This window comes from Nocardia sp. MDA0666 (assembly GCF_003023875.1).
Lineage (GTDB): Bacteria > Actinomycetota > Actinomycetes > Mycobacteriales > Mycobacteriaceae > Nocardia > Nocardia aobensis.
The window spans coordinates 1-25,119 of record NZ_PYHT01000002.1 but is presented as its reverse complement, the minus strand read 5'-3'; the positions used below and the strand labels follow the sequence as shown (position 1 = coordinate 25,119).

The following is a 25,119-nucleotide window of genomic DNA, read 5'->3' as shown; positions in this document are numbered from 1 at the left end:
GATTGTGTCGGCTCACTTCGCGTCGGCGGGCGGGGCGGACAGGTGACTCAGGGCGCCGACAACGGTGGTGTGAATGGCCAACTCGGCGGTCAGCGGATCCACCGCCGCCATCCGCGCGATCGTCGGCGTGCGGCTGACCAGGCATATCACGACTCCACGCCCACGCCGGTCGGCGGCCTCCTCGGCCACCACCACCAGTGCGCGCCAGCCCAGGAAGCCGAGCCCGCCGGTATCGATGACCAGCGGCCCGCCGTGGGCCGCGGCCAGCGCCGCGCCCTCGTGGATGAGACGTCGCCAATCATCGAGAGTGCACGCATCGGCCTCCCCGCGTACCGACAAGACCACCGCGGCCCCGTGGGTGCGCATGACCGCGCTGAGCCGGGCCTCGGCGCGACCCGGGACGGGAAGCGAACGGTGATGACCGATTCGGAATGTGGCGTTGGTCTTCATGTGCGATCTCCCAGGCGAAAATCGACATGTGAATTGCCCCGCTTCTCGAGGCAAATCCCGCTATCACCTTTCTAACAAAGACGGAGCGGCCTGTATAGCCCGTCGGCATACGGTTGCGGACCGCGCGGCTGGGTAGCCGGGAATCGACTTGTCCTACGCACGTGAGGAGCCCCCGCAATGCAGATCGGCTACAAACTGGCGTCGGAAGGCTACGGACCGCGCGACCTGATCCGACAGGCGATTCGCGCCGAGGAAGCCGGATTCGACTTCGTGGAAATGAGCGATCACTATCACCCGTGGCTCGACAATCAGGGCCACTCCCCGTTCACCTGGACGGTGTTCGGAGCCATCGCCGAACGCACCGAGCGCATCCGATTGGTCACCGGTGTCACCTGCCCCACCATCCGGTATCACCCGGCCATCGTGGCGCAGGCCGCCGCCACCTTGGCGCTGGTGTCGGACGGGCGTTTCGATCTCGGCGTCGGATCCGGTGAGCGGCTCAACGAACATGTGGTGGGCCGGGAATTCCCGCCGATCGATATTCGCCAGCGCATGCTGCGCGAAGCCCTCGAGATCATCCGGCTGCTGTGGCGCGGCGGGTATCGCACGTATCGCGGTGAGTACCTGTCGATTTCGGATGCGCGGGTGTTCGATCTGCCCGAGCGGCTGCCCGATATCATCGTCGCCGCGGGCGGTCCCGACGCCGCCCGGCTCGCCGCCGAACTCGGCGACGGACTGTTCGCGACCGACCCCGAAGCGCGGCTCGTGGACACCTACCGCGGTGCCGGTGGGCGCGGCGGCGGCTACGCCGAAGTCGGAATGGCCTGGGCCGCCGACGAACGGACCGCGGCGCAGGCCGCACTGGAAACCTCACGCTGGGCGCTCACCGGATGGAAAGTGATGAGCGAGTTGCCGAATCCGGTGAATTTCGACGCCGCGACGTCCACCGTGCGCCGCGACGACATTCTGGAGCAATTCGCCTGCGGTTCCGATCCGAAACGCTATCTGGAAGTGGCACAGCAATATGTGGACGCCGGATTCGACCATCTGGTGATGCAGAACGCCGGACCCGATCCGGACGGATTCATCGACTTCTATCGCAGTGAACTCGATACCCCGATGCGCGAATTGTCTCCGGCGAAGTGACATTCGGCGGTCGATCGGACCGCCGGCGCGGAATACGAGGGTCCGGCAGCGTGATTGCCGGGCCCTCGCCGCGGCTTTACGCGGTGATACCGTGTCGGCGCGATCGCCGGAATTCCACCGTCACCGGATATCCCGCGACCGCCGAATCGAAGGGTGCGGTGGTGGCCTCGAGCGAGTCGGTGATCGAGGTCAGCACATGCCAGCCCAGGCCGTCCCGGTGCAACGCCTCGGGGGTGACCGCGACCGCCGTCACCGCGACCGACATCCGGTCACCGTCGTAGCCGAAATCGCATTCGATCGACGATCCGGCGACGGCGCGTTCGATCAGTGCGGTGGCGATCTCGTCCAGCGCCACCCGGATGTCGGTTACCTCGTCGAGTGCGAATTCGGCCATCAATGCGACCGTTTCGGCCAGTGCGCGCAGCATGAGCAACTGGCGCGCTTGTGCGAGTACTCGCACGCCGACGACCGAACCCGTGGGCGCCGGGTCCGTCGCTGGCGAAATCCACTCGCTCAAGGACACGTCCTCTCCTTCCGCCCCGCAGGCGCGTCTCGCATTTACCGCTCGTCGTCGCCGATACCCGGGCATCCGGGGAACCAAACGTCATCCGGGTACCGGGTCGGCGGCAGTTCGCGATTGGCCACGACTTCCCCGGGTACCCGCAGGTCGAGCGGGTATGTGCGGCCCCGAGGCAGGAGGTGCGGATGCGGCGCGGCGGTGTCGTGGCAGAAGCGGCGGCCTGGTGGCTGATCTGTGTGCTGATCTGGCAGGCCACGGTGACCGTCGCCGCGTGGGAGGAGGTGATCGCTGCCGCGGTGCCGGCCCTGCCGTGCGCGGTGGCCGCCTGTGCGGCGCGACGCGCGATCGGCGGCAGTTGGCGCCCGCCTGCCCACCTGCCGCGGTGGGTGGCCCGGACCGCGCTCGCGGTGGTGCGCGACAGTGCCGGAGCGCTCTCCCTGGTGGCGCGGGGTCGGCGGCCGGCCGGCCGTTTCACCGAACTGCCCTTGCCCGCAACCGGTTCGACAGCCCAGCGCGACGGACGGGAAGCCGTCGCGACGATTCTGCTGTCGGCGACCCCCGGTTCCCTGGTGGTCTACTCCGATCCCGAACATTCCCGGATCAGGCTGCACACCCTGCCGCTGCCCGAGTCCGCGCTGCAGCGCGCGGTGCGCGCCCCGGACCGGCGACGCTGATGTGGACCGTCGCCTCGATCGCACTGCTGGCGGGCGCCCTGCCGCCGGGGATCTGGTTGTCCGCTCGCGGTATCGCGGCCCATCGGCTGGTCGGCATGCAGATGGTCGGGACGGTGACGGTGCTGGTTCTGATCACCATCAGCCTCGCCGCCCACCGTCCCGACTATCTGATCGTGGCGACGGTGCTGGCCTTGCTGGCGTTCGCCGGAACCCTGGTGTTCACCCGGCTGATCGGGGCGGGCGATGACTGATCCCGCAGCGATCGCGGCCGCCCTCGTCCTCGGCGTGGCGGTCGTGGTGGCGGTGGCGGCGTCGTGGGCGGCGCTGCGACCGCGCGGGGTATACGCGCGGCTGCACTATCCCGGCATGCTCACGTCGGTGACCGGGCCGCTGCTGACATTGGCGGTGCTGCTGGACTACGGCCCCGGTCTCACCACCGCGATCGTCGCCCTCACCGCGGCACTGTTGTGGGTCACCGCACCGGTGTCGACGGCGGCGATCGGCAAGCTGAATGTCGTTCTGGCCGAACGGAAACGGGAATGAATGTACTGATCATCCTCGCGCTGGTCCTGGTGGCCGTCGCGGCCACCGTCGTGGTGTGGACCGAGAACCCGCAGCGCCAGGCGGTGACGCTGGGCGTCTACGGCGCACTGCTGTCGCCGTTGTTCCTGGCGCTCGGGGCCCCCGATGTCGCGCTGTCGCAGATCGCGGTCGGTACCGCGGTGGTGCCGCTGATGGTGTTGCTGGCGGTGCGGTCGGTGCGCAGGCGGAGACGCTCGTGAGCACCCGGACGCGCCTGCTGGTCTTCGCCGCCGGGGCCCTCGGCCTCGGGGGCGCGCTGATCCTCGCGGTGCTGCGAATTCCGGACTTCGGCAACGACTTTCATCCCTATCGCGACGCCACAGCGGCGGAGGCGCTGCAGCGCCGGAGTCCGAATGTGGTGTCCTCCATCAACTTCGATCAACGCGGATTCGACACCCTCGGCGAGGAGGCCATTCTGGTGGCGGCGGTGGTCGGGGCGGCCACGCTGCTGCGGCGCACCTCCCAGCCTCGGCCGCCGCGGCCGGCGATCACCTCGTCCTCGCGTCCACCGCTGCTGGCCGCCACCCGCCTCGCCGGGTACATCCTGCTGCCGGTGACGCTGCTGATCGGCGCCGATGTCGTCGTACACGGCCACCTCACCCCCGGCGGCGGCTTCCAGGGCGGCGTGGTGCTGGCCACCGGTCTGCATCTGCTGTACGTGGCCGGCGACTATCAGGCACTGCGACGGGTCCGGCCGCTGGTCTGGTACGAGACGGGAGAAGCCGTCGGCATGGGCGCGGTCCTCGCACTGGGCGCGGCCGGGCTGGCGGCCGGCACCGGATTCCTGTCCAACTTCCTGCCGAAGGGCACGAGCGGGCACCTGTTTTCCGCGGGCACCGTCGCGCTGTTCAGCTGCGCGGTCGGGATCGCGGTGGGCAGCGGCATCGTCGTACTGCTCGCCCAGTTCCTCGACGAGTATCTGGGTGCCGACGAAGGGGCGAGATGAGCGTATTCCCGTATCTGGTCGCGGCGTGGGTGCTGCTGATGGGGCTGTTCGGCGTGGTGCGCAGCCGCCATCTCGTCCACACCGTGGTGTGCGTATCGGTAACCCAGTCGAGTACGTATGTGCTGCTGCTCGCCGTCGGATATCAGCAGAAGGCGAGCGCACCGATCTTCGGGCAGGCCAATCCGCCCGGTTCGCCGGTGGTGGACCCGGTGGTGCAGGCCATGGCGCTGACCGACATCGTGGTGTCGGCGACGGTGAGCGCGCTGCTGCTGGCGCTGGTGATCCAGGTGGCCAAACGGCACGGCACCGTGGTCCCCGATGAGCTGCACGCCTTGCGCGGCTGATGGGCGGTTCCGCGAGCGCGCTGCCGCCGTTGATCGTCACGGTGCCGATCGCCGGCGCCTGTGTGCTGCTGCTTCTCGGACGGATCGCTCCCCGCCGCCTCATCGACGCTCTCGCGCTGGTCACCGCCCTCGTCACCGCGATCCTGGCCGGGTGGCTGCTTGCCGCGACGGGGTCGGGCGCGGTGGTGACCTGGGTCGGCGGGTGGCGGCCCGGACCGCGATTCGCGGTCGGCATCGTGCTGGTCGCCGACCGGCTGGGCGCGGCCATGGTGCTGCTGATCGCCGTGCTCGCGACCACGGCCCTTTTGTTCGGCTGGCGCTACTTCGACAGCGTGCGCGCGCACTATCCGGCGCTGCTGTTGCTGTTCACCGCGGGTATGGCGGGCTATGCCCTCACCGGCGACCTGTTCGACATGTTCGTCTTCTTCGAGCTGATGAGCGTGGCCGCCTACGCCCTGACCGGACTCGAGATCGAGGAGCCCGAAGCCGTGCAGGGCGGCCTGAACTTCGCGGTCGTCAATTCGCTGGGCGCCTATCTGTGCCTGTTCGGCATCGGACTGCTCTACGCGCGGACCGGTCGGCTGGGTCTGCCGCAGTTGAGCCTCGCACTGTCGCAGCGGCCGCCGGATGCGCTGGTACTCATCGCGTTCGGGCTGATCGCGACGGGCTGGCTGGTGAAAGCCGCGGCGGTGCCGTTCCATTTCTGGCTGGCCGACGCGCACGCGGTCGCTCCCACGCCGGTGTGTGTCCTGTTCTCGGGCGCGATGGCGCCGCTGGGCATCTACGGTGTGGCGCGGGTCTATTGGGCGGTGTTCGACACCGTGCTGCCGGCCGCGGGCGTCCATCGCATGATGCTGGTACTGGCCGTGTGTACCGCGCTGCTGGGCACCGTGATGTGTGTCCTGCAGCGCCATATCAAGCGACTGCTCGCCTATTCGACCATCGCGCACATCGGACTGTTCCTGCTCGGCCTGGCCGCACTGACTCCGGAAGGCGTGGCGGCCTCGGCGGTATATCTGGCCGGGCACGCCGCGGTGAAGGGCGCGCTGTTCCTGATGGCGGGAATCCTGTTGTCGCGCTATCGATCTCTCGACGAGGTGCGGTTGTACGGTCGCGCCCGGCGGCACCGGGTGGTGGGAGCGGCATTCGTGCTGGGCGGCCTCATGTTGAGCGGAATTCCGCTGTCGGGCACCGGTTTCGGCAAATCGCTGCTGGAGGAATCGGCACATTCGGTACCGCTGACTGTGCTGGTGATCGCGGTGTCGGCGCTGACCGGCGCCGCGGTGCTGCGGGTGGGGCTGCGCGTGTTCTTCGGCGTCGGCCGTCCACCGCGGCCGGCGTCGGAGGCGGACGAGACCACCGGCGCGCACGAGACTCCCGATGCCGACACCCCACCCGGCCGCATTCCGGCGACGATGCTCGCAGCGGTGTTCGCACTGTTGAGTGCCGGTGTGCTGAGCGGACTTCCGGGACGCTTCGGCCGTGAGGTGGCCGCGGCGGCCGCGCAGTTCTGCGATCGGATCGGCTATCGAGACCGCGCGTTGTCGGGAGCCGTCCCGGTGCGGTCGGCCCCGGATCTGAGCTGGACGCTGCACGGAACGATCCTCGGCCTGGTATCGGCCGGTGCCGCGGTGGCCCTGGCACTGCTCGGCATCCATCATCGTAATATGCTGGGCGACAGCGATTCTCGACCGTCCGCAGTGATCGCGGTGCGGCACGGACTGCACCGATTGCACAGCGGGCACGTCGGCGACTACGCGGCGTGGCTGGTCTTCGGCTGCGCGGCCGTCATCGGACTGCTCTGGGTGGGTTGAGGCAGCTGTCCCCGCTCCCCGCCGCCTACTCCCCCGGCGCCTCGAGCCGGCCCAGTACGTGCCGCAGGGCAGGCTCGAGACGGTCGGTGCGGAAATGATGGCCGGCGGCCAGCAACCGGGTCGGCTCCACTCGCTGGCTCGCCGCTGCAAGCTCCCGCGCGCCCTGCCCGCCCAGCAGCAGCGCCGGACCGGCCTGCGGAACAGGCAGGATCGCGGGCCGTCGGACGACGCGGGCCAGCGTGCGGGTGTATTCGGCATTGCGGACCGGATGCGGCGCCACCGCGTTCACCGGACCCGCCAGAGCGGTATCCCACAGCGCGCGGTGGTAGATGTCGATCATGTCGTCGATGCCGATCCACGACATCCACTGCCGCCCACCGGCGATCGGTCCGCCCAGTCCGGCTGCGAACAACGGCCGCAGTAAGCGCAGCAGCCCACCGGCCGGCGACTGCACCAGACCGGTTCGCACCCGCACCACCCGCACCCCGGCCTCGCGGGCCGGCCGATCGGCGTCCTCCCACGCCGAGACCACCTCGGCCAGAAATCCGTCACCGGCCGGACTGTCCTCGGTGAGCGGGCGATCGCCGAGGTCGTAGCCGTAGTAGCCGATCGCCGACGCCCCGACGAAGGTCGCCAGTCCGGTCCGCGCGGCCAGTTCGGCGAGCGCGCGGGTCGGCTCCACGCGGCTGTCGCGGACGCGGCGTTTGTGCTCGTCGGTGAACCGGCCCGCGATCGGCGCCCCGGCCAGATGAATCAGCGCGTCCACCCCGTCCAGCAGATCGGCGGCGGGCGCGGACGGATCCCACTGCCGCTCGCCGGGTTCGCGGGCGGGCCCGCGCACCAGCCGGATCACGCGGTGCCCGCCGGTCCGCAGGAACGCGGTCAGCGCCGTCCCGACCAGTCCCGAGGCGCCGGTGATCGCGATGGTCGACGACCGCAGACCGTTCTCGGCGGCACGGGCGTGAGCCGCCAGATCACCGGCGAGCTGCCGGTGCCGGTACTCGAACATGGGCCGCAGCAGGGCGGCGGGCACAGGCGTGTCCACCTCGTCGACGATCCGGGTGCGTCCCGCGTCGACGGCTTCGAAGCCGTGGGTGTGGCGCCACTGCACCACATACGCGAAGGCCGAGGCGGGGCCCTCGGCGACGAGTTCGTCGGCGAACCGGTGCGGCGGATCGTAGGCGGCCGGATCGTGCCGGGCCACCCAGCGCAGGTTGCCGGGCAGTGCCAGTTCGGCGCGCCCGTCCTTCAGCGATCCCGCTTCGCGGACCACCCGTACCGGTTGCCACGGCGGCGCCAGCCTGGTCAGCGCACCGGGCCGGGTGAACCATTCGAAGACGTCTGCCTGCGGAAAGTCCACGACATTCGCCGATTCGAAACCCATGAGGCGGCAGTACCCCCGCCGCACCGGGCCGAAACGGCCGGCCGCCAAGGCGCCCCAGGCGTGCCGGCGCCCGAACTTCGGGCGGTCATCACAGTGGAGTGCCACCGCCGGGCGTCACCGGGCCGAGGTAGTGAGCGCCGCCAGGACATCGCGTGCGGCTAGGCGAGGAAGTTCCGCGTGCGCGAGTGGGCAGTCTCGCATTCCTCACCGCAGGGGGTCGCCCCACGTCGTCCGTTCCCGGAGCACGCCTTTGAGCAGTTTGCCGCCCGCGTTGCGCGGCAACGGCTCACCCACCACGGTCACGTACTGCGGCACTTTGAAGTCGGCCAACCGTTCCCGGCAGTGCTCGATCAGCGTGGGAATGTCGATGCCGTCACGATCGGCGACGACGACGGCGCCGACCTTCTCTCCCATGACGGCGTCCGGTACGGCGAGGACGGCGGCGTCGGCGATGCCCGGCGCCGCGAGCAGAACCGCTTCGACCTCGACGCTCGAGACGTTCTCGCCACCACGGTTGATGATGTCCTTGATCCGGTCGACGATGTGCACCCGCCCGGCGTCGTCGACGCGGACCACGTCACCGGTATGCAGCCAGCCGTCGACGATCGTGGCGGCGTCGGCGTCGGGACGATGCCAATAGCGGCCGGTGACATTCGCCCCGCGCACCACCAGTTCGCCGACGCCGGGCTCGTCGCCGAGCGGGACAACACCCAGCTGAACGGACGGCACCGCGTAACCGACCGAATCGGCGTGGTCGACGGCGTCCCCGTCGGGCAGCACCGTCATCAGGGATGCGGTCTCGGTCATGCCGTATCCGTTGAAGACCTCGGCGTTGGGAAACGCGTCCTTCAATGCCAGCACCAGCGACGGTGCGATCGGCGCGCCGCCGTAGCCCACCCAGCGCACCGCGGCGGTGTCCGCCGCCCCGAAGTCGGGGTGCCGCACCATCAGCGCATAGACGGCCGGCACCGTCACCAGGAACGAGATCCGTTCCGTCGAGAGCGCGGCGATCAACTCGGGAACGCCGAGCGCCGGCATGATCACCGCGGTGCCGCCGAGGTGGGCGGCGGTCAGCAGCTGGGAATTGCAGCCGGTCACATGGAACAGCGGAACCGAGATCAGCGTCCGCATACCCTCACCGATATCGCGGGGAAGTCCGATGCAGCGCACCATGTTCTCGGCGTTGGTCACGAACGCCTCGTGCGTGGTGGGTACGCCCTTGGGGTGGCCCGTAGTGCCCGAGGTATAGAAGATCGCCGCGATATCGTCGGCCGAAAGATCTTGCGTCACAACCGGACCGCCGTCGGGAAGCGGTACGCCGGGAGCGAGGTCGATCCGTGCGCCCGAATCCGTCAGCACGAAATCGACCTCCGGCCCGGCCGAGCGGGTGTTGACCGCGACGACGATGCCGCCCGCCATCACCGTGCCCCAGAAGGCGAGCACCCAGTCGACGCCGGCCGGATAACGCACGGCGACACGGCCTCCGCGTTCCAAACCCGCCGCACGCAGACCCCCGGCGACCCGGGCGGCACGCTCCCACAGCTGCCGATACGTCAGGCGATCCCCGGCGAGTTCGACGACCGCTTCACTGCCGGGCCGCCTCTCCACCTGGGCGTGCAGCATCTCCAGCAGCGTCGCCGGAAGGTCGGTGTAGTGCGCGACACCGTCGCGCTCGGTGACGCCGGTTCGCGGAAAGGGATTGGCGTGGCGCGAAATCTCGATCACCGCGGGTTCGATTGTCATCAGTACATCTCCTCGATCGGCCGTGTTCGCAATTCGCTGGGCGCGCAACACATCACGGCCCGCGCAGAAGCGGAACTCAGGCACCGAAATAACGCCGCGGGTTGTGGACGAGCATGGTGTCGATCTGCTCGTCGGTGACGCCACGCTCGCGGAGCGCCGGCAGCACGTCGTCACTGATGTGGGTGAAGTTCCAGTTCGGCACCGCGGCGGCCTTGCCCTCCTCGGAGAACCAGTCGATGAAGCAGGCCGCGTCGTGGGCGAGGACCATCTTCTCGGCGTAGCCGCGCTCGACCAGTCGCACCACGGTGTCCACTCGTTGCTCGAACGGCAGCAGGACGTCGAGTCCGAAGCGGTCCATGCCCAGGTAGGAGCCGGCGTCGGCGAGAGCGCACAGATAGTCCAGATCGGTGCTGTCGCCCGAATGCCCGATGACGACCCTGCCGAGATCCACTCCCTCCTCCGCGAGCACCTTCTGCGCGATCAGGCCGGACTGGTTGTGGACGTTCGTGTGGACCGTGATCGGCGCCCCGGTCTCCACGTGCGCTTGGCCGACGGCACGCATCACCCGCTCGACTCCGGGCGTCAGGCCCTGTTCCTCGATCGCGCATTTGAGGAACGCGGCCTTCACATCGGTCCCCGCGATCCCTTCGCGAATGTCCTTGACGAACAACTCGACCAACGGCTCGGCGACGTCGAACAGCAGGCCGGGGCCGGTGTAGTGGAACTGGAACGGCACCTCGTTGTAGGTGTAGAGGCCGGTCGCCACGATGATATTGATGTCGACCTGCTCGTTGATCCGCTGAATCCGCGGAATGTAGCGACCGAGCCCGATCACCGTCGGATCGACGATCGTGTCGATGCCGCGGGCGGCGCATTCGCGCAACTTCGCGACGGCATCGGCGACCCGCGCGTCCTCATCCCACCGATTCGGATAGTCAGGATAGTTCTGCCGCATCTCCTCGCCGAGCACGAAGACGTGTTCGTGCATCAGCACCTTGCCCAGGGCGGCGGTGTCGAGGGGTCCACGGACGGTTTCAACGGTAGACATCGAATTCCTCGGGGTATCAGCGGCGAGCAGGACGGCTATGAATGCAGTCGGAAGAATGTGATCCACGCCATCCCGTGTGAGACACTGCGCAAGTGTGTCTCAGAGTCGAGGATTCGTCAACCAGCTCGATACGGCCGCCGAGCCGGCACGGCATGCCTCGGTATGAGGAGATGGACGACATGATCGCTACTTCCGAGGGACGTCGCGCCGTCGACGCGGCGACGAAGCTGTACCTGGCGGGCGAACAACTCGACATGTCGGTGCTCGCCCGCGAGCTGGGCATCGGACGCGCGACGCTGTACCGGCACGTCGGCAACCGGGACGACCTCATCGCGACCGTGCTGGCCGAAGCCACCGAACGCACCTACCGCAAAGTGTTCGCCGACGCCGCGGGATCCGGTGCGGCACTGGTTCTCGACACCCTGGAACGGGTGATGGTCGCGGTCGCCGAATCCGAACCGCTGCGAATCCTCACGAGTCGCGAACCGGCACTGTTCATCCGGCTCGCGCTGCTTCCCGGCAGGATCGAATCGACGTCGGCGCGCATGGTCGCCGAACTGCTCGACAGCGAACAGCGGCAGGGAAATCTGGCGCTCCCCTTGGCCGCCGACGTACTGGGCGAGGCCATCGTCCGCATCTGCGACGCGCACCTCTACGCGCCACTGCTCGGCGGCGATCGACCACGCATCGACACCGCTCTGGCCGTCGTCGCCCTGCTTCTCGGCGAACGCCGGGCGTGAAAGGTCACATATTGCTGTCGAGGGCCGGCACTCCGGCCGGCAACCCCGGTGCGCCACTGCCCGAAGACTGCGGCGGGCAGGTGCCGCCGAGCTGGTAGGCGGCCATGGAAATCGAACCGGCACAATGTCCGTCGACGATCGGCACCAGCGGTTCGGTGTCGGCCAGGCCCGCGATGTACAGCAGCGGCAGGTAGTGATCGGGAGTCGGGACGGCCGCGGCGAAATCGGGATGCGCGTCGAGCGCGGCCGCCTCGGTCGGTGAGCGCATCAGCACCTCCCGGGCCGCCTCGTCGAAACGCACGGCCCAGTCGTAACCGGCATCCGGCTGCCCGAAATCGACCGCGCGCAGATTGTGCACGATATTGCCGCTGCCGACGATCAGGACCCCGTCCGAGCGCAGCGGAGCGAGCTTGCGGCCGAGTTCGAGGTGGTAGTCCAGTGGTTCGAAGGCGTTGAGCGACAACTGCACCACCGGAATCGAGGCATCCGGAAACGCGTGCACCAGCACCGACCAGGTGCCGTGATCGAGCCCCCAGCTGTCGGTATCGCAGCCCACCCACTGCGGACGGGCCACATCGGCGACCTGTTCGGCCAGTTCGGGCAGACCCGGCGCCGGATACTCGACCGCGAACAGCTCGTCCGGAAATCCGTAGAAATCGTGGATGGTGCGCGGGCGTGGCATCGCGGTGACCGCGGTCGCGTTGGTGTACCAGTGCGCGGAGATCACGAGGATCGCGCGCGGACGCGGCGCGGCGCGCCCGACGGCCGCCCACGCCTCGGTGTAGCGGTTGCGGTCGAGCGCGTTCATCGGGTTGCCGTGGCCGAGAAATACCGCGGGCATTTCCTCCGGCGACATCTGCTCCGGCGACATCTGCGCACTCCTTCTCGTGGTGCCGATCCCGCCGGTGAGCTCAGTCGGTGGGGAGTTCGATCCCCTCGGCGGCGACCTTGGCGGTCACTTCCTCGGGGAAGATGTTGCGGAACAGGTACAGGTCCTGACCGAGCCGCCAGCCCGGAGCCAGCGCGACCGCATAGCGTTCGAAGTAGCCGAGCTGTTTGCCCATCAGCAGCAACTGCTGCGGGCCCGAGGCGCCGCGGCGTTTGCCGAATTCCACCAGCCGGGCGGCGACCTTGCCCATATCCAGCTGCGCCAGTTTGCCCGACAGCACCGGCGCGAGCGCCGTCGCCAGCTGCCGGCCGATGGTGGCGTCGTCACCGTCGTCGCCGTCGAGCAGATCCAGTTCCCGCAGTGCCCGCGCGACCGGCCGGAAGTCACCGTCGATGGCGCTGGCGTGGAACAGCGCGCGCACGAACGCCCGCCACTGCGGCGTCATGGTGCCGACGATGCCGAAATCGAGCATGGCGGCCCGGCCGTCGTCGAGCAGCCAGAGATTTCCGGCATGCACGTCGCCGTGGAAAAGGCCGTGCACCACAACACTTTCCACCCACGCCTTGACCAGCCGGCGGATCAGCAGCTCAGGATCGGGGTGGGCGGCGCGGATGTCGTCGAAGCGGTCGAGCGGCATCCCGCGCATCCGCTCCATGCACAGCACGCGCGGTCCGCAGTACTCCCAGTACACCTCGGGCACGACGACACCGGTGTTGTCGCCGAAGGCGGCGAGATCGGCCCTCGCCTGCGCCTGATTGCGGGCCTCGTTGCGGAAGTCCAGCTCGGCGACGGTGGTGTCGTACAGATCGCGGACCACACCCTCGACGTTGGCGATGCGGGCGTTCTCCGAACGTTTGGTCAGTTTGCCGGCCAGCCGGTACGCGGCGCGCAGATCGACGATCATGCGCCGGGCGATATCGGGACGCTGCACCTTCAGCACCGCCGGGCGGCCGTCGGCGAGGACGCAGGCATGCACCTGAGCCACCGAGGCGGCCGAGAGCGGTTCGTCGTCGAATTCCCGGAACAATCGGTCGATCGGGGCGCCGAGGTCGGCCTCGATCACCGCGCGCGCGTCGGTGGCCGGAAACGGCGGGACGTCGTCGAGGCAGCGCAGGCACGCGTCGGCGAGTTCGTCCGGGAACGAGGCCGGCGACGACGCGATGAGCTGCCCGAGCTTGACGAACATCGGACCCAGCGCCTCGAAGCCGTCGACCGTCCCCTCGGCCATCGCCCGTCGCCGCTTCGCCGGGCGCAGACCTTGGCGCAGCACGCGGCGCGTCACCCTGCTGCCGATCGTCGTGCCGATCGCGGCGGTACGGCGGAACTCCGCGAATCCGAATTTCTCCAGCGCCGGTACCGGCTGCGGTGGAGTCTCCCCCGCGCCCGGTCCGGAGGCGGTCTCGGTGGCCGCCGCCGTCACCGCAGGACTCCGCTGGTCACCCACTCACCTGCCCGAATCATTCGTTGCGACCGTCCCCTCGTCATGTGGTTCGTGCACAGTCTACGACTGCCGGGCCACCGTACCGGCCGGTGTGGCGTGCCCCACGCGCAGACCGGCCCCACCGACGTCGTCGCCTTCACGGCGTGACATGCCGGTTCACGGCGCGATGCCGAGTCCCGCGGCGAGTACGGGCCACGAGCGTTTCAGCGCGTCCTGCCAGTAGCCCCACGAATGCGTGCCCGTCGGTTCGAAGTCGAAGGTCGCCGGGATTCCCAGCTCCCCCAGGCGAGTCGACATATTGTGCGTGCACCAGTTCACCGCGGCCTCGATCACCCCGCCGATCACGAGCTGATCGAGATATCCGCGCGGGCCGGGCTGCATGTGGTCACCGCCGTATACGTCGTACATCCCGGGTACACCGGTGCCGGTGGAGATGAACAGATTCAGTCCCCGCAGGCCGTCGGCGTGCACGTACGGGTCGTTGGCCGCCCACATCGGGTCGTCGTCGGGGCCGTACATGTTCTCCACGTCACCGCCGCCCCACGTCTGCACCGCCATTTTGACGAATTCCCGGCCGATCGGATCGCTGATCTGCGCACATCCGGAATACGCGGCCACCGAGCGATACAGTCCCGGGGCCGCGATCGGCAACTGCAGCACCGAGGTCCCCGACGTCGACAACCCGGCCAGCGCGTTGGCGCCGGTGGTGCGGTAACGCCCGTCGATCAGCGGCGGCAGTTCCGCGGTGAGGAACGTCTTCCATTTGTACACACCGAGTTTCGGGTCCGGCGCGCGCCAGTCGGTGTAGTAGCTCCAGCGGCCCCCGACCGGCTGCACCACATAGGTCTGCTTCGCCGACAGGAAACCCGCGACATCGGTATTGCGCTCCCAGGTGGCCGAATCCTGGCCTCCCCCACCACCGTTGAGCAGATACAGCACCGGCGCGGCCGACTGGTCGTCGGCCGGTGTCTGCACCTTCACCATGATGTCGGTGTTCATCGCCTCCGAATGCACCCGCAACTGCTCGGTCCGCGGATCGAGCCGCCAGCTACCGGTGATCGCCGACCCGTCCGCGGCAACCGGATCGGGTTGCGCACCGGCGGGCGCGGCCCCCAGCACCGCGCCCGCCATCATCAGAACGGCGGGAATGATGCTGCCGCGCAGCACCTTTCCGAACATGAGAACTCCTTCGTGACAGAACGATCGCCGCGGAGACGACGAGGCCCGCCGGGCGATGCTGTGTGAGGACATCGCCCGGCGGGACCACCACCGTGGGTGTGTGCACTCCTGTGCGCGGAGACGAGGCCGGCGTACCTCGGTCCGTGCCGGACCCCACGGCGGCGTGCGGCCCGCCGGAACACGATGGGAATTCAGGGTTTCCGCGTTCCGGCGGGCAGGTCGGACGACTCAGAGCTTGCCGCCACCGCCCAGCAGCCACGGGTTGAAGCTGCAGGTCAGCGCGGGAGTCTGAGCCGAATCGAGAGTGTTGAGGATGATCGACAGCACCCGCGGCGAATACATCATCGTCAGGTGATCCGACAGATCCTGTTCGCAGCCGTCCTGCAGGGTGACGTTCTTGACCGTCGCACCGGGCCCGGGCTGCAGGAAGGTCAGATCGTACGGCGTGGTCACCTCGTCGTAGCGGGTGCCGACCACCGTGTAGTCCACACCCGGCACCGTGTCACCACCGGCGTTGAGCTGGTTGACGAAATCCGAACCGACCGTCTGCTGGATGCCGGAGTGGCCGACGAAGATCTCCACCAGTCCGAGCACATCGATGCCGAAGTTGTTGATGGCCCGGCCCAATGCGCCGATGCCGTCGAGGGTGGTGCCGTGGTTGGTGGCGCCGAAGGTCATCATGTGATGCACCTTCGCCGCACCACCGTCGAACTTCAGATACCACCGCGACATCGCGCCACCCTGGGAATGGCCGACCAGATTCACCTTCTGCGACCCGGTCGCCGCCAGCACGCGGTCCACGAATTGCGCCAGCTGCTTGGACGAATCCTGAATCAACCCGGTGCCGTTCGCCCCCGGCAGCACCGATCCCAGGCCGCCGCCCTGAATCAGATTGGATTTGCCGTAATTGAACGTGAATACGCAGTAGCCGGCGTCCTTGATCGGCTGGCTGACGAAGGAGAAGTTGTCGTAGGCGTTCTCCCACGTGCCGTGCACCAGCACCACCGGCTCCGGATGCGCCGCGGTGGGTTTGCAATTCCAGTCGTTGGTTCCCGGCGGGGCCACGTCCGGATGCAGCAGGCCGTATCCGAAGGCAGCCAGGAACGAGCTCTGCGCCGGGCCGTAGCCGATGGTGTCGCTGGAGGTTCCACCCGACGAGCCCGAGCTGGATCCGGAACCGCCGTAGCAGTCGCCCGACCCGTTGCCGGATCCCGCGCCGCTGCCCGAGGTGCAGGCCGAACCGGTGCCGGAGCTGCCGGAATCGGCGATCGGGTGGGCGGCGGGATTCTTCAGTCCCTGGTCGATGAAGTCGACCAGTTGCTGCTCCTGCTGCTGATCGTTCGACGCCACCGCCGGCTCGGCGTCGGCGCCGATCCCCGCGAAGCCCATTGTCAACAGCGAAACCCCCACGACGACCGCGGCGCTCAGCGACCTGCGGCGGGTGTTTGGTCTCATGGGTGAACCTTTCGTCAGAACATCGGCGTTCTTTGTTGCGATGCGCGACAGCGAGCCGCGCGGCCGAAACTGAACTCAGACGCTAAAGTCGCCGACGAGCCGCCGATACGGACAAAGACAGTCTCTTCGGAATCTCACGAGCCGCCGAACCGACCGCAGTGAAGTTGCACAGCCGGGCGAATTGCCCGGTGGCGTCAGGCTTTTCCCGATATCGGCGCAGTCACAGCAGCAATGTCGGCCGTACCGTGAAATATCCAGCGATACAACCAATTACGACGCAATCACGAACAGATATCGGATTCTCACTGGAGTTGTCCGTCCGGTCCGGTCCACGTGACTACGTGGCACGGCCCCACGTCGTCTGGAGTCTTGATGCTCGGCTTTCGTACTGCACTGCGGCCCAAGGGTTTTCGCTTTTTCGCCGCCGCCGCTCTGGCCGTCGGCGCACTCACCGCGGCCGCCTTCCCCACCGCCGCCGCCGATCCGCTCACCGATGCGGCCGGCGTCATCGAACAGCTGCGCGCCGTCGGTGATCCGCTGCCGCCGCTGCCCGCCCCGCACGGGCCGAGCACCGCCATCGTGGTGCTCGGTTACGGATTGCTGCCCGACGGCGGTATGAGACCCGAACTCGTCGCCCGGCTGCAGGCGGCGCTCGTACAGGCGATGGTGTCGCCGGCCTCGCCGATCATCGTCACCGGCGGGAATCCCCGCGGTGGCACCACCGAAGCCGACGCCATGGCCGGCTGGCTCGTCGGCCACGGCATCGCCCCGGAGCGGATCCACATCGAGTCACGCGCCAGCGATACCGTCGAAAACGCCGTCAACTCCGCGGAAATGATGCACACCCTGGGTGCCGGCGATGCGGTGGTCGTCACGTCGGCCGACCATATGCCCCGTGCCGTAGCCGATTTCGTCGACGCGGGGGTGGCGGTGGTGGGCACGGTCAGCCCGCAGGATCTGCCGCCGGTGGTGCTGGAGGTGTTCGGGCCACAGCAGTGAATCCGCCACAGCAGTGAATCCGGAGCCGCCGGCCTTCTAGCGCGGGCCCCAGGTCCGCGCGATACCGAGTCCGGCGGCCAGCGCGTCCCACGCCGACGGCAGGGCCGCGGTGAAATCCGGCCAGGAATGCGTCCCCGCGGGGATGTAGCGCACGGTGGCCGGGATGTTCAGCGCAGCGAGCCGCGCGGCGAACCGTTCGGTGCACGTGCGCGCTCCCGCCTCCAGCGCGATGCCTCCGCCCGCGGACCGCAGCGCACCGGCGACATCGTGCGCGGTGGCGATCGCGGTCAGATCCGGTGGGCTCGGCAGGCCGGTGGCCGCCGACAGATAGATCGGCGTACCGCGCAGGGTATCGGCGCCCAGATAACTGTCGTGCGCCGCCCATTCCGGCGAATTCGGTGGGCCCCACAGGTTTTCGGGGTTCCCGCCGCGTGAGGCCACGGTGATGCGAGTGACGGCCTGGCCGACCTCGTCGGCGGTCGAATAGCAGCCGCTGATACCCGCGACCGCGCGATAGAAGCCCGGGTGACGCTGGGCCAGCATCATCGCCGCCTGCGCGCCCATCGACACTCCGGCGATCGCCCGGCGTCCGTCGGAATGCAGATATTTCTCCACGATCGGCGGCAGTTCGTCGACGAGGAAGGTCTCCCAGCGGTTGAGGCCCAGGTTCTGGTCGTAGTGGTCCCAGTCGGCGTACATACTGCCGACGCCGTCGCCGGGTAGCACCACGTCCACCGGTTTGCCGGCGAAGAAGCGCGCGGCCTCGCCGTCGGTGAGCCACCCGGAAGTCGCCGCGCCCTCGACACCGTCGAGCAGATAGAGGGTGGGCCGGGGTTCGCTCCCGCCGCCGTGCAGTACATCGATGGGCACCACCCGATGCATCGCGGCGGATGCGACGTACAGCCGGTCCCAGCCCGGTTTGCGCGTTTCGGTGCGCACCAGTTCCGTTCGTGTCACGGCGGGATCGATCGCCGGCGGGGCCGTGGGCGGGGGCGCGGCGGGATCGGCGCACACCGGAGCGGCCGCCATCGCGCCGGCGGCCACGGCCAGAGCGGCGCCCAGCGCCGCACGGGTGATCACCGCTGCACCACCGCCGAAGCGTCCGCGAACGCCGTCTCCCGGGCGCGCGCTCGTTCCCGCCGTTCCCGGAAGCGGTCGGCCGCCTTCTCCAGAGCGGCCAGATGGACGGCCAGTTCGTCGCGGGCCCGCTCCCCCGCATCGGTCAGATCGGTGCGCTCGAACACGTGCCAGTTGCGCAGCACCGGACGCACCACCATCTCCAGATGCTGCGCCGGATCGTAGATGCCGTGGGCGGCCAGCAGCAGCGCGTGGCGCCGGAAGCCGGGCCGGGCCGAGCCGGGCATCCGGAAACCGGTGACCGCCTCGGTGATCGCGCGCATCATCGCGTCCGGGGCCAGCTCGAGGGCGGCCCGGGAGATGTTGCGGTAGAAGATCATATGCAGGTTCTCGTCGGTGGCGATGCGCGACAGCATCCGGTCGGCGATCGGTTCACCACAGGCGATGCCGGTGTTGCGGTGACTGATCCGGGTGGCCAGCTCCTGCAGTGTCACACAGGCCAACCCGCGCAGCAACCGCGGGGCCTGCGAGCCGGCGACGCCGCTGGTCAGCCGCGTCATCCGGGCGCGTTCCAGCGCAACGGGATCCACCGCGCGAGTCACCACCAGGTAGTCGCGGATCACGATGGCATGGCGGTTCTCGTCGGCGGTCCAGCACCCCACCCACCGTCCCCACGCGCCGTCGCCGCCGCAGGTCTCGGTGATCGCACGATGACAGGAGGGCAGCTCGTCCTCGGCGAGCAGAGTGGTCACCAGCGCCACCCGAGCCACCTCCGGCAACGCCGATTGTTCGGGCTCCCAATCGTTTCCGCCCAGCGCCGCGAAATTACGGCCCTCGCTCCAGGGCACGTATTCGTGCGGATGCCAGGCGCGCGACTTGCGCAGATGGTCCGCGAGACAGCGTTCGGCGACGGGTTCCAGCTCGCGGAGCAGATCGCGATCGGCGACTCTCACGCGTACTCCTCGATGCGCGAATCGGTGCCGAGATCGAATGCCAGCAACGCCAGGCTCGCCCGCGCGATACCGTCCGGCCGGGCCAGCTCGATGCCGGTCAACCGCTCGATGCGCCGCACCCGGTGCGCCACACTGTTCGGATGGATCGCCAGTCGCACCGCGGTCGATTTGCGGTCCAGGCCCGAATCCACATAGGCGCGCAGGGTTTCCAGCAGCTCCGGATGCGGCCGCAACGGACCGAGCACCGCGGCCAGGTGCGCACGCGCCGGGCCGGGCCGGGTCAGCTGATATTCCACCGCCACGTCGGCGATCCCGTAGAGGCCCGGTGGGCGACGCAGTGCGCGCACCAGTTCCAGCAGTTCGTGGGCTTCGGCGGCCAGCTCCGGGATGCGTGCGGTGGGACCCGCGACGACGGTCGCGGTGAGCGGCACCGAGGCCGCCGCGGACAGGACATCCAGGGTGTCGGCGGTCAGCACAGGGGCATCGATGCGGGCGGAGGCATCGGGGTCCTCGACCGGCACCAGTACGGTGCCGCCGTCGACCGAGAGCAGCGACAGCGCCCGCGAGCCCAGCACCGGCGCCAGCGCGCTCTGCAGCCGGCGCAGTTTGCGGCGCGCCACGGTTTCGGCGTTGCGGCGCGGATCGGATTCGCCGGGGTGGGGAGCGATCGACAGTGCCACCACCTGATAGGCGGGTGCGACCACGATCCCGGTGCGGCGGGCCAGTGCCGCGCGGCCGTGACCGCTGAGCAGCGCGGTGACCAGGGTCTGGGCCGCGGTCTGATGATGGCGTGCGGCCGAGCGGTGTTCGTCGAGGTAGGCGGCCGAGGTCGCCACGGTCACCGTCTCCAGCAGGCGCAGCGCCTGCTCGGCGTCGGCGACCAGTGTCTCGCCGTCACCGCGGCCACCGGCGATATCGCTGAACGCGTTTCGCACCGCCTCGTGGTAGGCGCGCAGCACGGTGTCGAGGTCGATGCCCTCGCGCGCCCACGCACCGGCCCGGCCGACCAGTTCGGCCAGACGCGCGGCATCCGCCGGTTCCGGGTCGGGTTCGGCGACCATATCGGCGGCCAGGGCCAGACATTCGCGCACCCCCGCGCCGAATTCGGCGGTGGTGTCGGAATGTGACGCCGGCGCCTCGATGCGCACGCTTCGGGTCAGAGTCGCCGCCAGGCTGGGTGCGGATGGTGTCATCGGGTCGCTCCAGAATCTGTCCCCGCGCGAAGTGTGCCCGCCGGATGCCTTGGGGTGAGGATGCACCCGGCGGGCGGTTCCACTGCTACGCACAGTGACCGCGTCGAGGAGGGGGTTGGAAGTCCTGGTGCCGCGGGTCGAGCTGTGCGCCGTGAGCGGCGGCTTCGAGTCGGGAGCCGCTCACCGGTGGCCGGTCCGGCGTCCGCAGTGCCGACCTCCTCTCCTTCCGGAAGGTGCGGGTGCGCCGGTTGCCGAACGCGGCACCGTCCGCGCAAAAACCGGTGCCGCGTTCACGTCACGGTACGGCCACGGAATCGCCTCGAACCCGAAACACCGGCGATCCGATGACAATTCATGAATCGCCCGGGGGGCGGCTGGGGTCGCGGCACAAAATTCTCCGCGACGACAGCGCGAATGAACGAAGCGGCCGTTCAGCATTCACTGGGGGCCGGCACACCCTGCAATCGCTGATCGACCCAGCCCATCGCCTCGGGATATCCCAATCCGGCCGCGATGATGTGTTCGCCGAGCACGCTGCGGTACACCGCCGCCACTCCCAGCGAGCACTGGTCGCGATAGAACTCGCGGGCGCCGGCCGCCGGAATCCAGAACTCCTGTTCGCCGTTGTAGACGTACAGCGGCACAGCGGATTTCATGCCCTGCATCCGCGTCACCCGGTAGATGTCGTCGGCCAGCGCGCTGTGCAGCGGATCGGGGGTGTCGGCGGCGATGTCGATCGGCAGCGACAGCACGCCGGGGACGGCGAAAACGCCGGCGCAGGTGTCCTTGAGCGGCGACAGGGCAGCCCACCGGGCCAGATTGTTCATCCGGGCCAGGATCTCCGGCCGCTCGCGCCCCACCCCGAAGGTGGCCGCCAGGAAGACTCCCGACGCGAAGTTGGCGTTCATGCTCTGCGACAGGATCTGATAGTCGGCCGGCACCCCGCCCAGTGCCGCACCGACGATCGCCGGCGCCAATTCCGGTGCGTAGGAATCGATCAGCGCCACCGCACCACGGGTGGCGATGGCACCACCGGAGTAGCCGTGCATGGCGTACCGGCTGGCGCCGAATTCGGCGGGCAGCGCCGCACGCATCGCCCGGATCGCGTCGAGCACGGCGTGACCGGCCACGAAGGGCTCGGCATACGCCATCCGCGGGCCCTCGTGATCGGGAATCAGCACCGCGTACCCGCGCAGCAGCGCCAGCTGGGTGGTGGGCGGGACGAAATCGGTGGTCCCGGTATCGCCGGTGAAGCCGTGCGCGAGCGTGTAGCCGGGCGTGCAGGTCCGGCCCAGCGCGTCGATCGGCAGATTGTTGACCAGCACCGGCCGCGATCCGGGACCCGTCCACGGCGCGGCCGGAATCGCCAGTGTCGCAGTCGCGTACGAGGGCGCGTCGTGGGCGTCGGTCGTGCGGTACTTCAGCTGCAGCGCCTGCCGCACGGGCACTACGAGCAGCGGAGCGGCGGTTGTCGTCACGTCCCGGGTCGCGATCACGTCACCGGGGCGCAGCCCCGCGAGATCGGACGGCCAGTCGTCGAGCAGCGGATCGCCCACCGGTGAGGGCATGACGGCCGTCTGCAGCCGGGCCAGATCGGCGGTGACACCGGTCTCCCCCGCGGCCGCCTGATCGGCCACCGGGATGGGCGGCGGCGGAATCAGGACGTCGATCCACTGCTGCAACTGCGCGAGACCCGGCGCGGGCGGATTCGAGGCCGCCGGATCCTGGGCATACGGCTGCGTCGGCAGCCCCGGTAACGATACCGCCGGTAAGGGCAAGGGAGGCAGAGGAATCGGCGGCTGTGCCGCCGCGGTACCCGCGACGGGACCGCAACCGAGTAGCAATACCGTGACCAGAACATGCCGAATTCGCATGACGCACCCCACTGAAGCTCACCGCTGGTCCCCGTGCGCTGCCAACCCGAGTTCGGCGCTGAACCAGGTGTTTCGAGACTACCGGCGCGAATCCGGTTGCCCGGGCGGCGTGTTCGGATCGTGTGCGGCGCGAGTCCGCATCGATATCGAATTCGTGGCGCGCGAGCGGTGTGGGGGTGGCGCGCTCAGCAGTTGCTCGGCACCGGCTGAGCGTGCATGCGACCGTCCAGCCAGTTCAGGACCTGCGGCAGGCCCAGTACGGCCGCGGTGAGGTGGTCGGGTACCGGAATGGCCTCCGACTGGACCGACACCCCGGCCTGGCACCAGCGCCGGTCCGTTTCGATGATCGAGTCCACCGGAATCAGGCCGTCGATGGGCGAATGCCATTCGAACACCGGCATATTCGGCACGCTGTCGGTGTAGAGCTCGAGACTGTTGTCCTCGACCACCTTGCGCGCGGTCGGATCCTCGGTCATCGATGTGGTTCTGGCGAACTCGGTCACTCCGTGGCCCGCGCCCGCGGCCAGCAGGCCGTTGGTGCAGCTGTTGGCCATCACCTGCCGCGCCGCCAGACCTTTGTCGTTGAGCTGCTCCGACAGCGGGAACCGGTCCGGGTATTCGCGTTCCAGGCCGAGTCCGGCCGCCATCGCCAGGCCGAAGGCCGGATGCGAGCCGTAGCCCAGGCCCTCCAGCATCTTCACCATGTTCATCGGCACGCCGCCGGCCGCGGCCCCGGCGATGCGCAGTTCCGGCGCGTAGACCGGCGCGAGCGCGGCCGCCCACGCGGTGGCCATGCCGCCGCCGGAGTAGCCGGCCATCGTCACCGGGCTGTGCTCGAGTTTCAGATCGGCGGCGTGCTGCACCGCACGAATGCCATCCAGGGTGATCTGGCCGCCCAGACGCGCTGCGCCGTAGGCGAATTGCGGCCCGAGATGGTCGGGCATCGCGATACTCCAGCCGCGCTGCAACACCACGTTGTAGGCGGGCGCCTCGCGCACCATCAGATCCGGGTTCTTGGTGTAGAGCACATGGGAGACACCGCAATCGGTGCCCAGTCCGTTGATGATGGTCTGATACGACAGCAGCGGGCCGTCTGCCGCGCGCTTGTGCGGGGTCAGGACCGTGGTGGTCGCCGCGATCGGCTTGCCCTCGGAATTGGTCGAGCGGAACTTGATCAGCGTGATGTCGGTGTCGGGGAAGATATCCAGCGGCGGTAGCGGTTTCGTCGCAAGCACGTCGCCGGGCTTGTGCTCGGCGATGTCGGCCGGCGCGGCGTAGAACGGATCCGGATCCGCCGCCGGGTAGATCGGTTGCGCCGGTGCGGAAGTCGTGGCGGCAGCGAACAGCAGCAGACTGCCGGCGGCGACACTCAGCGCCCGCCGGACCGCGATATGGCCCATGAGCCAAGAGATTATCGCGCGCGCGAGGCAACCCGAAATCGGCACCGCCGGTCCTGAGAAATCACAAGTTTGCCGCGCGGCGGTCTGTGTTACGCGATGAATTACCCACTGAAACCTGTTCGGGTTACCCGCGAGTACGTAGCTTCGTTCCTGCACCGATGCAAAGGAGCACGGCTATGGACATCTCCGATACGGTCCCCGACATTCCCACTCGCCGGATCACGGTCTACTTCGGCGGCACCGGCCCCGAGGCCGACATGGTGCTCGAATACGCCGCCACCCGCGCCGAGGCCTGGGAGTTCGCCGCCGCCGCGGTGCACTCCGGGCTGGCCGTCACCGTGGACGGCATGGTCCGGCCCGGATTGCGACCGCTGCCCTGCCGCCGATTGTGGCATTGAGGAATCGATCCGCGTCCTGGCGACTGTGAGCGATCACAACGGCCCGCCGACCTGCTTCGATTTCCGCACAGACGATTCGCGAAGCACCCTCGGTTCCCGGCCTGCTGATTAGCGTTAACCGCCGGAACAGATAGTTCGGGAGTAGAAGGAGTCAGTGATGACCGTCGACAGCTCCAACCGGTCCAGTCTCACCTTTTCGGGACGGCCGATGTCGTCGCCGTTGAAGGATGTGTGGTCGCTGTCGCGGCACATGGTCGGCCACTTCGTCGAAAACGTCGCCCCCTGCGGCACCCTCCCCGGCGACGCCATCCACGGCGACATCACCACCATCACCCGCACCTGCCTCGAACTCGCCATCAGCCTCCTCGACGGCCGCGACATCCCCGAAAAAACCGAACGCCTCAAAGACGCCGCCGCCGCCTGGGCCCGCGAAGGCGTCCCCATCGACACCATCCACCACGCCATCCACGAAGGCTTCAAAATCGGCTTCGACCTCGTCGTCACCAACGCCACCACCAAAACCCGCACCAACAGCGGCACAGGCGCAGGCGACGGGGAACCCACCCTCACCCTCACCCACACCGACTACACCAACCTCCTCCAAGGCGCCAAACTCCTCGTCGAAATCCTCGACACCATGACCACCGCCGTCTCCGGCGCCTACGTCCGCGAACTCCGCGCCGTCGTCTCCGAACACCACAACGCCGTCCACACCCTCACCTCAGCACTCCTCGGCGGCCACCCCACCAGCACCATGGCCCGCGAATGCGGCATCGAAATCGCCGACAACTACCACATCCTCGCCCTCCACATCCCCCCACACCCCGACCAAGCCCTGTCTCTTATACACATCTGACGCTGCCGACGAAG

Annotated in this window: 25 protein-coding genes and 1 pseudogene; 12 read left to right on the top strand and 14 right to left on the bottom strand. The window is 68.8% G+C overall.

The genetic code is table 11. The features are described 5' to 3' along the window. Nucleotides 1–12: 12 nt before the first annotated feature. Nucleotides 13–450, bottom strand: a complete 438-nt coding sequence (locus C8258_RS04605) for an anti-anti-sigma factor (RefSeq protein ID WP_106954088.1) — start codon at nt 448–450, stop codon at nt 13–15. Nucleotides 451–627: 177 nt separating this feature from the next. Here C8258_RS04605 and C8258_RS04600 point away from each other — a divergent pair, with 177 nt between their 5' ends. Next, entirely contained in the window at nt 628–1,596 is a 969-nt protein-coding gene (locus C8258_RS04600) for a TIGR03557 family F420-dependent LLM class oxidoreductase (protein ID WP_106954087.1), read from the top strand. Nucleotides 1,597–1,672: 76 nt separating this feature from the next. On the opposite strand, the gene C8258_RS04595 is transcribed toward C8258_RS04600, so the two are convergent. Beyond that, on the bottom strand, nt 1,673–2,119 hold the full coding sequence (locus tag C8258_RS04595; protein WP_233224878.1) for an ATP-binding protein: 447 nt from the start codon (nt 2,117–2,119) through the stop codon (nt 1,673–1,675). 182 nt (nt 2,120–2,301) lie between these two features. Here C8258_RS04595 and C8258_RS04590 point away from each other — a divergent pair, with 182 nt between their 5' ends. From C8258_RS04590 to C8258_RS04560, 7 genes are read left to right on the top strand one after another with little or no spacing between them, the layout of a single operon-like run. Further along, a complete protein-coding gene (locus tag C8258_RS04590) occupies nt 2,302–2,790 on the top strand; it encodes a Na+/H+ antiporter subunit E (RefSeq protein ID WP_106954086.1) in 489 nt (162 codons plus the stop codon). Beyond that, entirely contained in the window at nt 2,790–3,041 is a 252-nt protein-coding gene (locus tag C8258_RS04585) for an MrpF/PhaF family protein (protein ID WP_106954085.1), read from the top strand. Before C8258_RS04590 ends, C8258_RS04585 begins: the two co-directional genes overlap by 1 nt. Further along, nucleotides 3,034–3,333, top strand: a complete 300-nt coding sequence (locus tag C8258_RS04580; RefSeq protein ID WP_106954084.1) for a monovalent cation/H(+) antiporter subunit G — start codon at nt 3,034–3,036, stop codon at nt 3,331–3,333. The genes C8258_RS04585 and C8258_RS04580 overlap by 8 nt, the downstream gene beginning before the upstream one ends. Next, complete coding sequence (locus C8258_RS04575) at nt 3,330–3,572, top strand: DUF4040 domain-containing protein (RefSeq protein ID WP_106954083.1); 243 nt, start codon at nt 3,330–3,332, stop codon at nt 3,570–3,572. Before C8258_RS04580 ends, C8258_RS04575 begins: the two co-directional genes overlap by 4 nt. Further along, on the top strand, nt 3,569–4,318 hold the full coding sequence (locus C8258_RS04570) for an MnhB domain-containing protein (protein WP_106954082.1): 750 nt from the start codon (nt 3,569–3,571) through the stop codon (nt 4,316–4,318). The genes C8258_RS04575 and C8258_RS04570 overlap by 4 nt, the downstream gene beginning before the upstream one ends. Next, nucleotides 4,315–4,662: a sodium:proton antiporter gene (locus C8258_RS04565; protein WP_039782797.1), complete on the top strand. Its 348-nt coding sequence runs from the start codon at nt 4,315–4,317 to the stop codon at nt 4,660–4,662. Before C8258_RS04570 ends, C8258_RS04565 begins: the two co-directional genes overlap by 4 nt. Beyond that, nucleotides 4,662–6,476: a complex I subunit 5 family protein gene (locus C8258_RS04560; protein ID WP_106954081.1), complete on the top strand. Its 1,815-nt coding sequence runs from the start codon at nt 4,662–4,664 to the stop codon at nt 6,474–6,476. The genes C8258_RS04565 and C8258_RS04560 overlap by 1 nt, the downstream gene beginning before the upstream one ends. Nucleotides 6,477–6,501: 25 nt before the next feature. Here C8258_RS04560 and C8258_RS04555 read toward each other — a convergent pair whose 3' ends face one another. The 3 genes from C8258_RS04555 to C8258_RS04545 form a co-directional block, all read right to left on the bottom strand. Beyond that, nucleotides 6,502–7,860 (bottom strand): TIGR01777 family oxidoreductase, encoded by a 1,359-nt coding sequence (locus tag C8258_RS04555; RefSeq protein ID WP_106954080.1) that lies wholly within the window; start codon nt 7,858–7,860, stop codon nt 6,502–6,504. A gap of 204 nt (nt 7,861–8,064) precedes the next feature. Continuing rightward, nucleotides 8,065–9,585, bottom strand: a complete 1,521-nt coding sequence (locus C8258_RS04550; RefSeq protein ID WP_106954323.1) for a class I adenylate-forming enzyme family protein — start codon at nt 9,583–9,585, stop codon at nt 8,065–8,067. 94 nt (nt 9,586–9,679) lie between these two features. Next, nucleotides 9,680–10,651 (bottom strand): phosphotriesterase, encoded by a 972-nt coding sequence (locus tag C8258_RS04545; protein WP_106954079.1) that lies wholly within the window; start codon nt 10,649–10,651, stop codon nt 9,680–9,682. Nucleotides 10,652–10,830: 179 nt separating this feature from the next. Between C8258_RS04545 and C8258_RS04540 the strand changes: the two genes are divergently transcribed. Next, nucleotides 10,831–11,391, top strand: a complete 561-nt coding sequence (locus C8258_RS04540) for a QsdR family transcriptional regulator (protein ID WP_106954322.1) — start codon at nt 10,831–10,833, stop codon at nt 11,389–11,391. A 4-nt stretch (nt 11,392–11,395) separates the two neighbouring features. On the opposite strand, the gene ygiD is transcribed toward C8258_RS04540, so the two are convergent. The 4 genes from ygiD to C8258_RS04520 form a co-directional block, all read right to left on the bottom strand. After that, a complete protein-coding gene (gene ygiD / locus C8258_RS04535) occupies nt 11,396–12,232 on the bottom strand; it encodes a 4,5-DOPA dioxygenase extradiol (RefSeq protein WP_199195609.1) in 837 nt (278 codons plus the stop codon). A 70-nt stretch (nt 12,233–12,302) separates the two neighbouring features. Next, nucleotides 12,303–13,700 carry an AarF/ABC1/UbiB kinase family protein gene (locus C8258_RS04530; RefSeq protein WP_106954077.1) on the bottom strand — a complete coding sequence of 466 codons (1,398 nt, stop codon included), beginning with the start codon at nt 13,698–13,700 and terminating at the stop codon, nt 12,303–12,305. A gap of 177 nt (nt 13,701–13,877) precedes the next feature. Next, nucleotides 13,878–14,900: an alpha/beta hydrolase gene (locus C8258_RS04525; protein ID WP_369974707.1), complete on the bottom strand. Its 1,023-nt coding sequence runs from the start codon at nt 14,898–14,900 to the stop codon at nt 13,878–13,880. Between the two features lie 228 nt (nt 14,901–15,128). Then, nucleotides 15,129–16,355, bottom strand: a complete 1,227-nt coding sequence (locus tag C8258_RS04520) for a triacylglycerol lipase (protein WP_233224876.1) — start codon at nt 16,353–16,355, stop codon at nt 15,129–15,131. Between the two features lie 372 nt (nt 16,356–16,727). Here C8258_RS04520 and C8258_RS04515 point away from each other — a divergent pair, with 372 nt between their 5' ends. Next, nucleotides 16,728–17,354 carry a YdcF family protein gene (locus tag C8258_RS04515; protein WP_106954075.1) on the top strand — a complete coding sequence of 209 codons (627 nt, stop codon included), beginning with the start codon at nt 16,728–16,730 and terminating at the stop codon, nt 17,352–17,354. A gap of 36 nt (nt 17,355–17,390) precedes the next feature. On the opposite strand, the gene C8258_RS04510 is transcribed toward C8258_RS04515, so the two are convergent. From C8258_RS04510 to C8258_RS04490, 5 genes are all read right to left on the bottom strand, one after another. After that, nucleotides 17,391–18,434, bottom strand: coding sequence for an alpha/beta hydrolase family protein (locus C8258_RS04510; RefSeq protein ID WP_233224875.1), 1,044 nt, complete (start codon nt 18,432–18,434; stop codon nt 17,391–17,393). After that, on the bottom strand, nt 18,431–19,384 hold the full coding sequence (locus C8258_RS04505; protein WP_106954074.1) for an acyl-ACP desaturase: 954 nt from the start codon (nt 19,382–19,384) through the stop codon (nt 18,431–18,433). The genes C8258_RS04510 and C8258_RS04505 overlap by 4 nt, the downstream gene beginning before the upstream one ends. Further along, nucleotides 19,381–20,577 (bottom strand): CdaR family transcriptional regulator, encoded by a 1,197-nt coding sequence (locus tag C8258_RS04500; RefSeq protein WP_146161161.1) that lies wholly within the window; start codon nt 20,575–20,577, stop codon nt 19,381–19,383. The genes C8258_RS04505 and C8258_RS04500 overlap by 4 nt, the downstream gene beginning before the upstream one ends. A 431-nt stretch (nt 20,578–21,008) precedes the next feature. After that, on the bottom strand, nt 21,009–22,451 hold the full coding sequence (locus C8258_RS04495; protein WP_106954072.1) for a lipase family protein: 1,443 nt from the start codon (nt 22,449–22,451) through the stop codon (nt 21,009–21,011). Between the two features lie 185 nt (nt 22,452–22,636). Then, nucleotides 22,637–23,851, bottom strand: coding sequence for a lipase family protein (locus C8258_RS04490; protein ID WP_106954071.1), 1,215 nt, complete (start codon nt 23,849–23,851; stop codon nt 22,637–22,639). A gap of 176 nt (nt 23,852–24,027) precedes the next feature. On the opposite strand from C8258_RS04490, the gene C8258_RS04485 reads away from it, so the two are divergent. Further along, a complete protein-coding gene (locus C8258_RS04485; protein WP_233224874.1) occupies nt 24,028–24,249 on the top strand; it encodes a hypothetical protein in 222 nt (73 codons plus the stop codon). A 157-nt stretch (nt 24,250–24,406) separates the two neighbouring features. After that, nucleotides 24,407–25,084, top strand: a pseudogene (locus C8258_RS04480) (PucR family transcriptional regulator); the annotation flags it as partial. Nucleotides 25,085–25,119: the final 35 nt, after the last annotated feature.